General features: G+C 70.0%; 16 protein-coding genes. 3 read left to right on the plus strand and 13 right to left on the minus strand.

Translation table 11 applies throughout. The features are described 5' to 3' along the window. Positions 1-20 precede the first annotated feature (20 nt). Complete coding sequence (locus tag ABZW60_RS05855; RefSeq protein WP_355474439.1) at positions 21-767, plus strand: lysophospholipid acyltransferase family protein; 747 nt, start codon at positions 21-23, stop codon at positions 765-767. A gap of 3 nt (positions 768-770) precedes the next feature. Here the strand turns inward: ABZW60_RS05855 and ABZW60_RS05860 are convergent, their stop codons facing one another. From ABZW60_RS05860 to ABZW60_RS05875, 4 genes are read right to left on the minus strand one after another with little or no spacing between them, the layout of a single operon-like run. Beyond that, positions 771-1,802: a hypothetical protein gene (locus ABZW60_RS05860; RefSeq protein ID WP_355474441.1), complete on the minus strand. Its 1,032-nt coding sequence runs from the start codon at positions 1,800-1,802 to the stop codon at positions 771-773. Further along, on the minus strand, positions 1,802-3,778 hold the full coding sequence (locus tag ABZW60_RS05865) for a hypothetical protein (RefSeq protein ID WP_355474443.1): 1,977 nt from the start codon (positions 3,776-3,778) through the stop codon (positions 1,802-1,804). The genes ABZW60_RS05860 and ABZW60_RS05865 overlap by 1 nt, the downstream gene beginning before the upstream one ends. Position 3,779: 1 nt before the next feature. Further along, the gene (locus tag ABZW60_RS05870; protein WP_355474445.1) at positions 3,780-4,628 is read right to left on the minus strand and encodes a hypothetical protein; all 849 of its coding nucleotides are present in this window, start codon (positions 4,626-4,628) and stop codon (positions 3,780-3,782) included. A 13-nt stretch (positions 4,629-4,641) separates the two neighbouring features. Beyond that, positions 4,642-6,669, minus strand: coding sequence for an AAA family ATPase (locus ABZW60_RS05875; protein WP_355474446.1), 2,028 nt, complete (start codon positions 6,667-6,669; stop codon positions 4,642-4,644). A gap of 238 nt (positions 6,670-6,907) precedes the next feature. Between ABZW60_RS05875 and ABZW60_RS05880 the strand changes: the two genes are divergently transcribed. Beyond that, the gene (locus ABZW60_RS05880; protein WP_355474448.1) at positions 6,908-7,432 is read left to right on the plus strand and encodes a hypothetical protein; all 525 of its coding nucleotides are present in this window, start codon (positions 6,908-6,910) and stop codon (positions 7,430-7,432) included. A 33-nt stretch (positions 7,433-7,465) separates the two neighbouring features. Here the strand turns inward: ABZW60_RS05880 and ABZW60_RS05885 are convergent, their stop codons facing one another. From ABZW60_RS05885 to ABZW60_RS05915, 7 genes are all read right to left on the minus strand, one after another. Beyond that, positions 7,466-8,464: an inorganic phosphate transporter gene (locus ABZW60_RS05885; RefSeq protein WP_355474450.1), complete on the minus strand. Its 999-nt coding sequence runs from the start codon at positions 8,462-8,464 to the stop codon at positions 7,466-7,468. 2 nt (positions 8,465-8,466) lie between these two features. Then, on the minus strand, positions 8,467-9,099 hold the full coding sequence (locus ABZW60_RS05890; protein ID WP_131460665.1) for a DUF47 family protein: 633 nt from the start codon (positions 9,097-9,099) through the stop codon (positions 8,467-8,469). A 139-nt stretch (positions 9,100-9,238) separates the two neighbouring features. Continuing rightward, a complete protein-coding gene (locus ABZW60_RS05895; protein WP_355474451.1) occupies positions 9,239-9,547 on the minus strand; it encodes a DUF202 domain-containing protein in 309 nt (102 codons plus the stop codon). Next, positions 9,544-9,876, minus strand: a complete 333-nt coding sequence (locus ABZW60_RS05900; RefSeq protein WP_355474453.1) for a DUF202 domain-containing protein — start codon at positions 9,874-9,876, stop codon at positions 9,544-9,546. Before ABZW60_RS05900 ends, ABZW60_RS05895 begins: the two co-directional genes overlap by 4 nt. Beyond that, entirely contained in the window at positions 9,873-11,114 is a 1,242-nt protein-coding gene (locus ABZW60_RS05905) for a glycoside hydrolase family 3 N-terminal domain-containing protein (protein WP_355474455.1), read from the minus strand. The genes ABZW60_RS05900 and ABZW60_RS05905 overlap by 4 nt, the downstream gene beginning before the upstream one ends. A gap of 1 nt (position 11,115) precedes the next feature. After that, positions 11,116-11,532 carry a MarR family transcriptional regulator gene (locus ABZW60_RS05910; protein WP_355474457.1) on the minus strand — a complete coding sequence of 139 codons (417 nt, stop codon included), beginning with the start codon at positions 11,530-11,532 and terminating at the stop codon, positions 11,116-11,118. Next, positions 11,417-12,481, minus strand: coding sequence for a DMT family transporter (locus tag ABZW60_RS05915; protein WP_355474459.1), 1,065 nt, complete (start codon positions 12,479-12,481; stop codon positions 11,417-11,419). The genes ABZW60_RS05910 and ABZW60_RS05915 overlap by 116 nt, the downstream gene beginning before the upstream one ends. A gap of 38 nt (positions 12,482-12,519) precedes the next feature. Between ABZW60_RS05915 and ABZW60_RS05920 the strand changes: the two genes are divergently transcribed. Continuing rightward, a complete protein-coding gene (locus tag ABZW60_RS05920; protein ID WP_355474461.1) occupies positions 12,520-13,140 on the plus strand; it encodes a TetR/AcrR family transcriptional regulator in 621 nt (206 codons plus the stop codon). Here ABZW60_RS05920 and ABZW60_RS05925 read toward each other — a convergent pair. Together ABZW60_RS05925 and ABZW60_RS05930 are read right to left on the minus strand one after the other, a co-directional pair. After that, complete coding sequence (locus ABZW60_RS05925) at positions 13,137-13,799, minus strand: potassium channel family protein (RefSeq protein ID WP_355474462.1); 663 nt, start codon at positions 13,797-13,799, stop codon at positions 13,137-13,139. The two genes, ABZW60_RS05920 and ABZW60_RS05925, sit on opposite strands and share 4 nt — an antisense overlap. After that, positions 13,796-14,305 carry an acyl-CoA thioesterase gene (locus tag ABZW60_RS05930; RefSeq protein WP_355474464.1) on the minus strand — a complete coding sequence of 170 codons (510 nt, stop codon included), beginning with the start codon at positions 14,303-14,305 and terminating at the stop codon, positions 13,796-13,798. The genes ABZW60_RS05925 and ABZW60_RS05930 overlap by 4 nt, the downstream gene beginning before the upstream one ends. Between the last annotated feature and the right edge of the window lie 205 nt (positions 14,306-14,510).

Here is a 14,510-nt window from a genome sequence, read left to right on the forward strand (position 1 = left end):
GAACCCTGTAACGTCGAGGGATGCGCGACCTCGTCTATCCGCCCGTCATCGCCTTCGCGAAGACCGCGTTCACGGTGCTGGACCTCAAGATCCGCCGCACCGGGACCGAGCACGTCCCGCGCACCGGCGGGGCCCTGATCGCGATCAACCACATCAGCTACGTCGACTTCATCCTGGGCGGGTACGGCGCGCTGCCGGCCAGGCGGCTGGTGCGCTTCATGGCCAAGGAGGTGCTGTTCCGCAACCGGTACTCCGGCCCGCTGATGCGCGGCATGCACCACATCCCGGTGGACCGCGAGGCCGGCGCCGCGTCGTACCAGCAGGCGATCCGCTACCTGAACGACGGTGAGCTGGTCGGCGTCTTCCCGGAGGCGACGATCAGCCGCTCGTTCGAGCTCAAGGAGTTCAAGTCCGGCACGGTCCGGATGGCCGCGGAGGCCGGCGTACCGGTGCTGCCGATGATCCTGTGGGGCACGCAGCGGATGTTCACCAAGGACCACCCGCGGGACTTCACCCGGCACCGGCCGATCTCGATCAGCGTCGGCGCCCCGATGACGGTGACCCGCGACGACGACCCGGTCGAGGCGACCGCGCGGCTGCGCTCCACGATGGCCGGAATGCTCGACGAGACGATCCGCTCGTACCCCGAGCAGACACCCGGCGCCTGGTGGCTGCCGGCCGCGTACGGCGGCACTGCCCCGACCCCGGCCGAGGCCGCACGCCTCGACCAGGAGGAACTCGCACGGCGTGCGCTGAAGAAGAAGTAGGTCTCAGGTGACGCCTTTCGGCGTCGTGGAGGAGCCGAGCAGATTGCCGGCCCGCTCGAGCATGTCGGTGGCGAACCGCTCGCTGAAGCCGGCCGCGAACCCGCTCACGGCGAACACCGCGGTCGACTCGGGCCCGCCCGCACCTTGTGTCGCCGTCACCACGGTGAAGTAGGCCAGCGCACCGAACACGGCGCCGATCGCGGGGCGCAGGGCCCCCAGCATCACTCGCTGCCAGCGCGGCGCCGTGTCGTCGATGATCAGGTTGCCGGCCGCCATCCGCTGGATCACGCTGACCGTGGCGCCCAGGATCGCCATGCAGGTCGCCGCCACGATGGCCGACGGGGTCAGCGCCGACTGCCACCACTCCGCCGCGGCGAGACCCAGCAGTGCTACCAGGCCCAACGCGGGAACGGTGCCCAGCAGCACACCTTGGAAGTACTCCAGCCGCGCCTGCCGCTGCAGCAGCGCGTCGACCCGGGCCGTCATCGTGGCAACCTCGGTCTTGGCAGCAGCGATCGACGCGGCCTTCTGCTGGCCGGTCGCCTCGGGGTTCGCGACCGTATCCGCGGCGACCATGATCCGGGTCAGCCCGGAGTACGCGTGGTCGGTCGCTTCCTCGAGAATGTCAGCAAGGTCCTTGCCGGACAGGCCGTAGCGCGCCTTGCGGGCCGCGATCTTGCAGTTCACCTCCACCGCGACGAGTTCGGGCGGAGGTGCGTTGACGATCGAATGAACCGTCCGGTCCTTGGCCAGCAGGCAGCCCCCGACGACGATCCGGCAGAAGTACTGTTTCTCGATCCCGCCGTGGCCGAAGTGCGCGTTCAACGCCGGGATCAGCCAGTTGCCGGCCGCGGCGCGGCGCGGATCCGGCGAGCGCGCCAGGCTCTGCGCCTGGACGATCTGGCCGAACGACACCGGCCCGTGGACGGCGGCCTGGAACAGGTCGGGGAACCGCTGCGCGTAGGACTGGCCGTCGCCGATCTCCGAGACATCGTCCGAGCGGTAGTTCGGCTCAGGTGCGCTTTCGGCGGGCATCAGGTCATCTCCCGTTGCTGATCCGCCGGCACCTGGCGCGGTTCGTCCACCGCCTCGGCGGTCAGCGCGCGATCGATCGGGTCGAACAGGGTGCCGGGCACCAGGCGCAGGACGGGGTGCGGGCTGGGTGAGCCGCGGGTGAACGCGTCGGCCGGCGGCATCTGCCAGCTCGACGCCAGTGTCAGCAGCGCGTCGGTCCGGAGGTTCACGGCGGTTCGCTGGCCGCCGTTGATCGTGTACGACGGCAGCGCGGCGGTCGCGTGCGCCCCGGCCAGGTCGGCGTACGGCAGGGCGCCCGGCGACGGCTCGTCGTACCCGCGGCGGAAGCCGGTCAGCCAGGTGTCGAGGCCGGCCGTCGCGGTGCGGAACCGGATCCAGCGATGGTTGTCCCAGCCGTTGCCGAGGACGAACCGGGTGACGAGCTTCTGCGCGCCTGCCTGACCACGCTCGACCAGGTCGGTCACCACCTTGTCCTTCATCGTCAGGTTCAGGCCGCCTTCGTCGTGGTCGTGGTAGATCGTCACGATCCGGTCGCGGTAGCCGGGCATCACCAGCTGCGCCTCGTCGACCCAGCCGCGCGCGGTGTCCAGGATCGACCGGCCGAACATCGCGACCAGGCCGAGTCCTTGTCCGTTCCATCGGGTCCAGCGCCGGTTCAGCCCGCCCTGGTTGACCACCGGCAGCCGAGTGTTCTCGGCCTCGTCCTTCGTGTCCTTCGGTACGCCCGGCGGGAAGGGTGCCAGGTCGACCGCGAACGTCGGCCGGGCCGGCAGCGGCGAGTCGAAGAAGTGCACCGGCAGGTTGCTCGCGATGCCGCCGTCGGAGAACCAGTTGACCTCGAAGTCCGGCGCGGGGACCGCGTGCAGCGCCTGCTCCGGCCCGGCCTCCGGGTGGGCGTCACGCCACTCCGATACCGCCGCGCTCACCTTCCGGTACTTCGGGTGCGTGAAGTCGATCGCGTACAGCGGCACGGCGGAGATCAGGAGCGGGAAGCTGAGGCTCATCCGGGTCGCGACGATCACCGGGAGGTCGGCGGCGAGCGGGAACGGCCGCTTCGCCCCGGCCTGCAACCTGCGCAACTGGCCGGCCCATCGCCTGGCCGGTTGCGAGGACAGCGGCGGCGGGTGCTCGCACATCCAGTCCACGACCTCGGCCGGGAACAGCTTCTTGAACTCGCCCGGGTCGAAGAAGTACTCGTGCTCCGGCCACGGCATCCGCATCGGCTGGTGCCGGGTCAGGTTGGTGGTCATCATCCGCAGCTCGACACCACCCGCGGTCAGCTGCCCGAAGGTGATCGGTGCCGCGTTCTTCGGCCGCCCGGCGAAGTCCTGCAGCTTGGCGTACAACCAACGGGTCAACGGGTCGGCGTCCGGGTTTCTCCCTGCCATCCCGTTGCACAGTCCGAAGTTGTTGTCCGGCACGTCCTTCGCGAGACTCCGCAGCACGCCGATGACAACGGCCGTGACGGCGCCGACCACGAGCACGAGCGCTCCGGCGATCACCGCGGCCCACGACGCCACCCCCTGACCGAGGAGCCCGAGGACGAGGAGTACGAGGCCCGGCACGGCGCCGGCCAAGGCCCACACGGCGAAGGCGGACAGGGCGGCGACAGCGATGCGCGCGACCCGGCCGGGGCCCGACGTACCGAGACCGGCCGTGAAGACCTTGTACAAGGCCGCCGTACCAGCTTGAGGCTGGAAAAGCCGGAACAACAGCGAGGTGCCTCCGCGACCGCGCGCCATCAGATCGGCAGGCAGTCGTTCGAGCTTCTCGAACCCGTCGGCGGCCCGGCCGAGTTCCGCTGCCGCCGCGGCCGCCGCAGCGATGGCCCCGGCCGACGATCCGCCGACCGACGCGAGCTTGTACTGGCGGGCGAGTTCGCAGACCGCGCTCGGATAGATCACCCCGCTGGTGATCCCGCCCTTCATCAGCACGTCGCAACTGCGCTGCGGCGCGGGTGGATAGGTCGTCGTCATGTCATCCCCCGAACAGTCGTGCGAAGAAGGCCTTGATCACCTGGTGCGTCATCGCGACGTACTCGTCGTCGTCGGTGAACGTCTCCCGGACCGCGACCACCGCGTCCTCGAACGCCTTCCGCGCGTCGGGGTCGCCGGGCGCCTTCGCTGCCTCCGCCTTGCGCTGCGCCACGACTTCGAGAAGTGCGACGAGCTTGATCAGATGACGCCGGCGGTTCGCCACCAGTCCCAGCCGCTGGAGTGCGCAGACCTCGATCGTGGTCCGGCCACGGACACTCTCCCGGCCGCGGATCCGGCGGGGCCTGATCTGGCCGTCGTCGACCGTGCCCGTGTCCCAGACGAACTCGAGGTGCTCCTCGGGGTCGTCGAAGTACGGGTGCAGCAGCAGCGGGCGCTCGTTCTTCTCCTCGCCGTCGCGGTGGGCACGGCGCTTCTCGGTCGGCAGCGGGAACGCGTTCGCCTTACCGGCCGTCGCGGGCAGACCGGCCGGGAAGTCCTGCTTGCGTGGGCTGTTGCAGTCGGTGCAGGACGGCAGGAGGTTGTTCCAGTTGCTGGCCAGCCACCAGTACCCGGGCGGGGTCCGCTGGCCGGCGATCGTCACCTCACCCTTCGGCCGGAAGTGCTCGACGGCCGTCGGCTGCGTGGCGTCGTAGAACGTCTCGCAGTACGCGCACCGGCCGCCGAAGGCATCCTTCAGCGCCTGCCGCACCTGCTCGTGCTTGTAGGCGTTGAACGTGCCCGGGTACCGCGCAAACTCGTTCGCCGGGTCGGCGTAGAACGCGGCGATCCTGGTCCGTTCGCGCTGCGCGGCCGCGCTCGACAGGCTGGCCGGCGCTTGCGGGATCGGCATCCGGCGCATGCGATCACCCCCTGCTGTCCGGGGTCGGAAGGTGTGAGGCCCAGACCGCGGCGAGGTCCGCGTCGAGCGCCGCCGACCGTTCGTCGCGTTCCTCGGCCGGCGCCGGATCGCCCTCGGCCCGGCGCCGCGCGATGAACTTGTCGGCCGAGTCCAGCAGGAGCCGTTCGCGTTCGCTGCGGCCGAGCTGGTCCAGTTCGTCGAGCCTGCTGCGTACCTCGGCCAGCCGGGCGGACTGCTGACGGTTCGGTTTCCGGAGAGCCATCAGCCGGTAGTACTCGGACCAGAGGTCGGCGACGACCGGGTCGTCGGTGCTGCCGAGGCCGAAGTGCTCGGAGGTGAGCAGCTGATCGACCCGCATCCCCTGCACGGGCGGAAGATCGCTGATCGCGACGACGCGGTTCTGCGGATTGCGGCGGATCACCGTGACCTCGCCGTCGAGCACCCCGCGCAGGCACAGCGGATCGTGGGTGGTGACCACGAACTGGACCCGCGGCAGCAACTGCCGCAAGGCCGCGACGATGCGCATCCGCCAGCGGGGATGGAGATGGGCGCCGAGCTCGTCGATCAGCACGATGCCCTCGGCCAGGGACACGTGCTCCCACAGGCCGAGCACGGTACTCATCACGTCGCACGCCAGCACGAGCATCGACTGGTACCCGTCGCTGAGGTCGTCCAGCGAGCTGCGCTGCCGGCCCTCCCGGACCTGGACGACGTGGTGAGTCCGGTCGGCGACCAGCCGGGCGCCGGACGGCAGATCGAGCAGCCGGGTCAGGCCGTCGGCCACGACGGCGTACGTCGGTTCGGGCAGCGAGAGCAGCCATTCGGTGGGGTCCGCCATGGCGAGGAACGGGTTGAACAGGTTGTCCACACGGCTCATGCCGGTGCGCGGCGGCATCACGACCGCTTGTGGCCGGGGCAGCAGCCGGGTGGCGCCGTACCCGAGCAGCAGCACCCGCGCGGCTTCCGGCCCGATGAACTCGGTCGAGGTGCGATCGAAGGTGACCTGCAGCGGCACCGGGTCACCGGTCAGGTAGACCTCGATGCTGCCGTGCCGGCTGCCGTAGCGCAGCAGCTTCTGCGGTGCGATGCCGAGTTCACGCCGGTACCCGCCGCCGATCAGGGCCAAGGCGATCGCCTGCAGGATCGAGCTCTTCCCGGAGCCGTTCTCGCCGAGCAGCACCCGCCACGGACCTGTCTCGCTGACGGAGCGGGAGAAGTCCAGATCGATGTCCTCGATCGGGCGGAAGTTGCGGATCCGGACGCGCTCGATCCACCGCACGGTACTGAAGTAGTTGGACTTCTCGACCTCGCCCAGCGGCCCGAGGGACTCCAGGTCGTAGTGGTCACGAGCCAGCGGCGCCGCCGTCGGCTGCGCCCGTTTCGGCAGCGCGCCCAGTTGCCGCCGCAGGGCCTGGAACTCGTCCGCGGGTCCGGGCTTGCCGCGCTCCTTCGCCGCCGAGCGCCGGGCCGAGACCAGTGAGGAGCGGTTCAGCGCGAGCACCTCGACGGTGGTGGCTCCGCGGTGGGTGGCGCCGACGACCGTACCGTCCGGCTGGAAGATCAGGTGCGGCTCCGGATCGTCGGTGGTCGGGTCCAGCAGGTACGGGCGCTCGCGGTCCAGCGGCTCCCGCCGCGACGCGCGCTCCACCCGTTCGATCGGGAACCGGTTGCCCTTGGCCCGGATACAGTCCGCACAGGCGGGCAGCAGGTTCTCCCAGGTGTAGGCGAGCCACCAGTAGTGGTCCATGCTCACCGCGCCGGCGTGGTCCACCGCACCCCACGGCGGGCGGTAATGGGTCACCGACGCACCCAGACTGCGGCTGGCGTAGCCGTCGACGGCGATCCGCCGCTCGCAGAAGGCACAGCGTCCGCCGGTCATCGCGGTCAGCGCGTCGAAGACCTCGGCGCCGTAGAGGAACTGATCCAGCTCGGGCGGCGTCGCGGCCCGGGTCCGCCGCCGGTTCCACAGACCGAGTCGTGCTCCGGTCGTCCGGAGGACCTCCGGCACGGCTGGTCGTTCGAGTCTGATCACGACACATCACCCCCTGGGCCCGCGGGCCCACCCCACTGTTCATCATGCACCCGCGGGCACCGACAGCACAGGCGTCAAACGTTTGCGTGAGCAGGGCGTCGGCTATCGGACGAGAGCTTGACCCTCGGGGCGGAACGAGGGTACGAAGGGCTGTCGTTGACGGAACAGGAACCTGGGGGGTCCCTGTCCGACGGGTCCGCGCCGGTGGGTCCGTGGACACGAGCGGGCGGGGAAGGTTTTGTTCGAGACACCGGAAGAGCTGCATCTGTTCGACCCGGGGGCGCTGACGCCGGCACCGCACGTGGCCGAGCACATCCCGGACGCCGGGGCGTTCTTCGTCGACTGGGCGGTCCGGGGGCTGTCCGCCGAGCGTGCCCGGGAGATCGAGTCGGCGGTGAACGGCCGGCGCAACCAGAACGGCTGGTTCCCGCTCGAGACGCTGGACAGCATCGGGCGCAAGGGCTTCTGGCGCGGGCCGCTGACCTACCTGGCCCGGATGACGGCCGACGACCCGCGGATCGTGCAGCAGTGGGCGACCGACGGCCTCGGCGGCGAGCAGGCCGGCCGGATCGAGGCGACCGTCGACCACCTGCTCCACCAACAGGGCCACGCGGCCGCGGCCACCTGGGCCGTCGCCGTACGCCCACGCGTGGTCCTGGACGCCGAGGTGCTCGGCGACCGCCTCCTGGGCGCGTGGGAGTACAACCTCGGCTCCATCCGCTCCAAGGACGTGGCCAAGGCCGTACGACGCTGGAACCGGTAGGCGCGCAGCGACACCGCCCGGCTGCTCGGGACCCTACTCGAGGATCAGGTGGGCGAGACCGTAGACGCCCGCCGCGACGATGCCGGCCGCCGGGATGGTCAGGATCCAGGCGGTGACGATGCCCTTGGCGACGCCCCAGCGGACCGCGGACAGGCGCTTGGTGGCACCGGCGCCCATCACCGCGGAGGTGATCGTGTGGGTGGTGGAGACCGGCGCGTGCAGCCCGATCGCCATCACGTACAGGACCCCCGCGGCGACCGCCTCGGAGGCGAACCCGCGGGCCGGGTCCAGGTGGATGATCCGGCGGCCCAGGGTCCGCATGATCCGCCAGCCACCCGAGTAGGTGCCGAGCGAGATCGCGGTCGCCGCCGAGATCTTCACCCACAGCGGGATGCCGTCATTCTGCTGCACGTGCCCGGTGGTGAGCAGCGCCAGGAAGATCACGCCCATCGTCTTCTGCGCGTCCTGCAGACCGTGCCCGAGCGCCATCGCGGCCGCGGACAGCGACTGCGTCATCCGGAAACCGCGGGTGGTCTTGCCCGGGTTCCGGTGCCGGAACAGCCAGAGGATCGCGAGCATCAGCAGGAAGGCGCCGGTGAAGCCGATCGCCGGCGACAGCACCATCGGGATCACGACCTTGTCGACGATGCCGGACCACAGCACCGTGCTGGCCGAGGCCAGGCCGGCCCCGACCAGGCCGCCGATCAGCGCGTGCGACGAGGAGCTCGGCAGCCCGAAGTACCAGGTGATCAGGTTCCAGGTGATGGCGCCGACCAGGGCCGCGATCACGACCACCAGGCCGTGCTGCCCGGACGGCGCGCTGATGATGCCCTTGCCGACCGTCTCGGCCACCTCGGTGCCGGCCAGCGCGCCGAGGAAGTTGCAGGCGGCGGCCATCAGCAGCGCGACCCGCGGCGTCAGCGCCCGGGTGGACACCGAGGTCGCGATCGCGTTGGCGGCGTCATGGAAACCGTTGGTGTAGTCAAAGGACAGCGCGATGACGACGACGGCGATGACGAGCGCGAGCTCCACGCTCAGCTCTCCTTGACCGCGATCTGCTCGACCGTGTTGGCGACATGCTCGAAGGCGTCGATCGCGGCCTCCAGCAGGTCGACCACGGTCTTCAGCTTCATCACCGTCAGCGCCTCGTACTCACCGCTGAACAGCTTGGCGATCAGCCGCCGATGGACCGCGTCGCCGGTGTTCTCCAACCGGTTGATCTCGATCCAGTACTCGGCCAGGTCCTTCATGGTCCGCAGCCGCGGCATGGTCTCGGCGGTCAGCTGCGCGGCCCGCTGGAGCACCTCGATCTGCTCGGCGATCTCCTCGGGCAGCTTCTCCAGGTTGAAGAGGTGGATGGTGTCCACCGCCTCCTCCATGAAGTCCATGACGTCGTCGAGATCGGAGGCCAGCCGGTAGATGTCCTCCCGGTCGAACGGCGTGACGAAGGTCGAGTTCACCCGGCGAATGATCGAGTGGGTGGTCTCGTCGGCCGCGTGTTCGGCGTCCTTCATCTGGGCGGCGATCTGATGGCTCGCGGAGAGCCCGGTCCCCGCCGTACTGCCGAGCAGCTCGGCCAGGATCCTGGATCCTTCCACCAGGTGATTGGCGGACTCGGTGAAAAGGTCGTAGAACGTCGGGTCGTTCGGACGCAGACGTAACGGCACTTCAAGCTCCGGGTGAACGAGGGACAAACCGTGAACATGCTAGGGGGAACGGACCGCTGACGTGGCATCCGCCAGGTCAACGTACCGCGTCGGTATGAACTCGCCCGTGGGGCGATATACGATCGGTAACCGATCGGTTTCATCGTGTGACGACGGCGTAGAGGTCGAACAGGCCGACGACGAGCACCAGACCGGCCGCGACACGCAGGACGTTCTGGTGGCCGAGCGCGTGGACGGCGCCGCCCTCGGAGCGGCGGTAGACGGCGCTCACCGCGGTCCAGCAGCCCAGCGCCAGCACGAGGACGACGATTCCGAGACCCGTCCGGACCTCCGACGAACCGTGGCCGGAGGCAAGCAGCAGGACACCGTTGGCGATCAGGCCGAGCGCCGTGCGGCGCCACGCGAGCAGGGTCCGCTCGGGCTGCCGGCCGGGATCGGGTGTGCTCATCGCCACACTGAGAACAACAGGCCGATCAGTCCGACCACGGCGATCGTTGCTCCGAGCATCAGCGGCAGCCTGGTCACGGGGAGTGCGCCGCCGCGACGGATCGCGGTCAGATTGAGCTGCCAGCGGCGGAAGGCGCCCGCGGTCGTGACGATTCCGGCCAGCACCAGAACGATGCCGATGATCCGGGCCGGCCAGCGGTCCGGACCGAGATCGAGGAACTGCACGGCGGACAGCCCGCCCGCATAACAGGCCAGGGAGGTCCGCAGATAGGCCAGGTAGGTGCGCTCGTTCGCCAGGGTGAAGCGGTAGTCGGGCTCTTCTTCCGTCATCCGCAGGTCACCAGACCGTGGTCCTGTTTGAGAGTCAGCACACGCCGCACGCTACTCGTCAGCTGCGCGGCGAAGGACTCGTCCTCCTCGGCTTCGGCGACCAGCGCGCTCACCATCGTCGCGGTCAGCCCGGCCTTGGCGTTGATGACGATGTCGCCGCCGGCCGCGACGAACCGGGTCGCGCGCTCCCCTGCCGGGACCGACGCGACCTCCGCGGCGGCGCCGACGTCGTCCGTGATCACGACGCCGCGCCAGCCGAGATCACCGCGCACCATGCCCTGGATGACCGTCGGCGAGAACACCGCACGGTTCTTCGGATCGATCTTGGTGTACGTCACGGTCGAGATCATCACCATCGACGCACCGGCCTTGATCCCTTCCGCGAACGGCCGCAGGTCGGCATCGCCACGGACCGTCACGTCGTCGACGACACCGGCCGAGAAGTCGGTGTTGCCGCGGACACGTCCGAGGCCGGGGAAGTGCTTGACCGAGGTCGCGACGCCGGCGTTGCGCATGCCTTGGACGAAGGCGCGCACGCCTCGGCTCGCTTCCGCGGGCGTGTTGCCGTACTCACGGTCCAGCTGGCCGATCGGCGCGTTCCGGGACTTGAGCGAGGCAGGTACGACGTCGGCCACCGGCGCGAGGTCGACGTGGACGCCGGCCTGTTTCAGCTGACTGCCCCACTGCTGGGCCTCCGCGGTGAGCCTGGAGCTCGACCAGGTGCCTTGCACCGTGGCCGCCGGGATGCGGTCGAAACCGGGGCCCTTGAGGCGCTGGATCTGCCCGCCCTCCTGGTCGGCGGCGATCAGCGGGCGGATGCCCTTGATCGTCCCGGCCGACGTCACCGCGGCCATCGCAGTACGGGTGTGCGCGAGGCCGCCGCTGCTGCCGATCAGGAAGACGCTGCCGGACTTCTGCTGCTGGACGACGGCCTGCTGGGCGGACGTCATACCGGCGGCGTCGATGCCGGTCATGATCAGCTGCGCCGCCTGCTCGCGCAGCGTGAGGGATTTGAGCTTCTGGTCGATGCAGTTCGAGGCCGTCGGCTTCGCGGTCGGTGTCGGCGTCGGTGTGGGTGTCTCGCTCGGCGTCGGTGTGGGTGTGGTCGCACTCGGTTGGTCGCTCGTGGGGACCGAGGACGACGGCACGGTGCTCGGCCCCGCGGTCGGGGTCCCGCTGTCACCGCAGCCGGTCACGGCGAGGGCAGTCAGCGCGATCAGCGCGACCGGACGCCTCATCTCAGTTCCGCTCCCACGCCGCGCGGTCGACGGTGTCGCCGGAGTGCCGGGCCAGTGTCGCGCAGACGTCGTACAGGTGCTCGACCTGCTCGGGGGTGAGCGCGTCGAAGATCGCCCTGCGCACCTCCTCGACGTGGCCGGGCGCCGTGTCCACCAGCTTCTGCCGGCCGAGCTCGGTGAGGATCGCGACCTGGCCGCGGCGGTCGGACTCGATGCCCTCGCGCTTCACCCAGCCGTTCTGCTCGAGCCGGTTGACCGCGTGCGACAGCCGGCTGCGGGAGCCGAGCGTGGCGACCGCGAGCTCACTCATCCGCAACCGGTTGCCCGGCGCCTCGGACAGCCGGACGAGAATCTCGTAGTACGTGTGCGGAATTCCGGCGTCGCGTTGCAGCTGCTGCTCGATCCGGCTGCTCACCACGCGCTGCGCCGCGATGTACGCACGCCAGGCGTGACTCTCCTGCTGATCCAGCCACCGGGGTTCCACCATCCCCGCAGCGTACTTGCTGCCCGAGCCGGATCAGCAGTACGGCGGCGGCGCAGACCAGCATGCCCGCGACGGCGAGCCCGCCGATCGTCTCGTGGAACAGCAGGAACGCGAACACCATCGTGGTCGGCGGCACCAGGTACAGCAGCGAACTGATGCGCGTCGCGCCCGACAGCTTGAGGTTGACCAGGTACAGCCCCCAACCGCCGCCCGTTGCCAGCAGCACCAGCCAGAACACCGCACCGTAGAAGCCCGGGTCAGCCGGCACGGTCATCCGGCCGGTCGACACGGCCAGGACCGCGAAGAGCACCGCCGACACGAGGCTCTGGACGGCCAGGGCGTCGAGTGAGGTCGTGGCGGGCTTCCGACGCCTGTCGAGACACGTGCCTGCCACCAGTCCGAGAAGGCCGCCGACCGGGAGCAGGAAGAGCAGCAGTGAGCCATGGCCGGCATGGAGGTCGTCGGCCACGACCAGGGCGACACCGGCCAGGCCGAGCAGCAGCCCGACCCACTGGCGCCGGCTGACGCGTTCACCGAGCAGCGGTCCGGCGACGGTCGCGATCAGGATCGGCTGCAGCGAACCGATGAGCGCGGTCACACCGGCCGTGATGCCGTGGTCGATACCGGTGAAGATCAGCCCGAGGTACACGAACTGGGTGAGGAACGCCATCCACGCCTGGGTCGCGAAGTCGCGGCGGGAGATCCGTGGCCGCCGGATCGCCAGCACCGCGGCGGCGATCGCGCCCGCGACCAAGAACCGCCAGGCGAGCAGGTCGAACGCGTTCGTGTACTGCGTCCCCCAGCGCGCGCCGATGAAGCCGCAGCTCCAGAACACGACGAACCCGGTGCCGGCGGCCAGCGTGAGCCCCTTGTGCGTGGTCATGGAAGGACGGTAACCACACCGGTCGGTATACTGTCAGTATGCTCGACCAGCAGGTGAGACTGATCGTGGACCGCGAGGTCCCCGCGGCGCTCCGGCTGACGCCGGCCGGCGAGCGGATCCTCGCGGCCGCGTCGACGATGTTCTACGAGCAGGGCATCCGGACCGTCGGGGTCGACGCGATCGCCGCGGCGGCGGACGTCACGAAGAAGACGCTGTACGACCGGTTCGGATCGAAGGACCGGCTGATCGCGGCGTACCTCGAGCAGCGCGACCGGGCCTGGCACGAGTTCCTGGACGACCAACTGGCCGCGCGGAACCCGACCACGCCCGAGGCGGTGATCCTGACGCTGTTCGCCGCGCTGACGGACTGGCTGGCCGGATCACGCAACGGGTGCGGCTTCATCAACGCGAGTGTGGAGCTGGCCGCGCCGGACCATCCGGCGATGCCGGTGATCGTCGCGCAGAAGCGGTGGATGCGGTCCGAATTCGAGGCGCAGGCGCGCGCGGCGGGGTTCGCCGACACCGGCGAGCTGGCCGACCGGCTGCTGCTGCTCCACGAGGGCGCACTGGTCAGTTACCGGGTCGCCGCGATGACGTCGGCGCCGGAGGTCGCGGCCCGGGCGGCGGCCGATCTGCTGGCGGGCTGGCCGCGGAGCTAGGTGTCGCGCCGCTTGGTGATCGTGAGGCCGACGAGGCGGGACACGACCATCGCGACGTACCCGAGGCCGGCGAGCTGTTCGAGCATGACCACCGAGCGGGCCCACGACGTGATCGGGACGATGTCGCTCAGGCCGGTGCTGGACAGCGTGGTGAAGCTCAGGAAGAGCAGCTCCATCCAGGTGCGATCGTTGGCCGGGTCAACGGCCGCGGTGAAGCTGCCCGGTACGAGGACCTGGACGAACACGTACAGATAGGCGAAACCCCAGGCCACCAGGGTGAACGTCGCGCCGGTCGCGAAGAGCTCGTCGACGCTGACGTCGTGGTCGGACAGCATGTAGCGCAGCAGGCTGTACGCCGCGTAGAAGTAGAAGGCCGCGTGCAGCGCGCCGGAGATCGCGACGACCGGTTCGGTCGGGTTGAACGCGTCGAGCAGCGACAGTGCCACCGCCGGGATCCCCAGGCCGACACTGACCCAGGTGAGTCCAGGGGTCGCGCGGACCGAGAACACCGCGAGCACGAGGACCACGATGCCGAGGATCTCGAACGCGACCCGGCCGGAGCGTGACCCCTCCATCGCCGGATAGACCAGGACGCCGAGCAACTGCACCACCAGCAGCACGGCGGACGGGTTCCGCCGGGCCTGGCCGATGACACTCACGCGGATTCCTCGCGGGAGGCGATGATCGCGGCCCGGCGGGCGAGCCGGTGGCTGCGGCGGATCTCCGCCTCACGCAACCGCCGCCGGTCCTCGTCGGTCACCGGCACCACCTGCGGCACCTCGCGCGGCTTCCCGTCCGCGTCCACCGCCACGAACACCAGGTACGCCGACGCGACGTGCACCTGCGGCCCGACCGCGTCCCAGCGATCGGCGGTGATCCGGACGCCGACCTCCATCGAGCTCCGGCCGGTCCAGTTCACCTGCCCGCTGAAGTGCACGACGTCGCCGACGCGCACCGGGACCAGGAACACCATCTCGTCCATCGACGCCGTGACCGCCGCACCGCCCGAGTGCCGCGCGGCGACCACCCCGGCGACCGAGTCCACCAACGTCATGATCACACCACCGTGCACGGTGCCGAGCAGATTCGTCTCGTTCTGCGCGGTGATATGCGACAACGACAGCCGCGTCTCCGAGGTCGACCGCGACGACGGGCTGATGGCCATGCACACACTCCTTCTTCCGAACTACTTACTGACTGCCACCCAACCGGCAAGCACCCAACTGGCTAGCTAGCCCTCGGCCGGCTGCTCACCTGGCCTGCTGCTGGCTGACTGCTGCTGGCTGACTGCTGCTGGCTGACTGCTGCTGGCTGACTGCTGCTGGCTGACTGCTGCTGGCTGACTGCTGCTGGCTGACTGCTGCTGGCTG

Origin of the sequence: Kribbella sp. NPDC003557 (assembly GCF_040610805.1) — a bacterium.
In the GTDB taxonomy this organism is placed as follows: domain Bacteria; phylum Actinomycetota; class Actinomycetes; order Propionibacteriales; family Kribbellaceae; genus Kribbella.

Coding starts and splice junctions, on each gene's coding strand:
- ABZW60_RS05855 (WP_355474439.1), top strand. CDS start 21: ATGCGCGACCTCGTCTATCCGCCCGTCATCGCCTTCGCGAAGACCGCG.
- ABZW60_RS05860 (WP_355474441.1), bottom strand. CDS start 1,802: ATGCCCGCCGAAAGCGCACCTGAGCCGAACTACCGCTCGGACGATGTC.
- ABZW60_RS05865 (WP_355474443.1), bottom strand. CDS start 3,778: ATGACGACGACCTATCCACCCGCGCCGCAGCGCAGTTGCGACGTGCTG.
- ABZW60_RS05870 (WP_355474445.1), bottom strand. CDS start 4,628: ATGCCGATCCCGCAAGCGCCGGCCAGCCTGTCGAGCGCGGCCGCGCAG.
- ABZW60_RS05895 (WP_355474451.1), bottom strand. CDS start 9,547: ATGAGCACACCCGATCCCGGCCGGCAGCCCGAGCGGACCCTGCTCGCG.
- ABZW60_RS05900 (WP_355474453.1), bottom strand. CDS start 9,876: ATGACGGAAGAAGAGCCCGACTACCGCTTCACCCTGGCGAACGAGCGC.
- ABZW60_RS05905 (WP_355474455.1), bottom strand. CDS start 11,114: ATGAGGCGTCCGGTCGCGCTGATCGCGCTGACTGCCCTCGCCGTGACC.
- ABZW60_RS05915 (WP_355474459.1), bottom strand. CDS start 12,481: ATGACCACGCACAAGGGGCTCACGCTGGCCGCCGGCACCGGGTTCGTC.
- ABZW60_RS05920 (WP_355474461.1), top strand. CDS start 12,520: ATGCTCGACCAGCAGGTGAGACTGATCGTGGACCGCGAGGTCCCCGCG.
- ABZW60_RS05930 (WP_355474464.1), bottom strand. CDS start 14,305: ATGGCCATCAGCCCGTCGTCGCGGTCGACCTCGGAGACGCGGCTGTCG.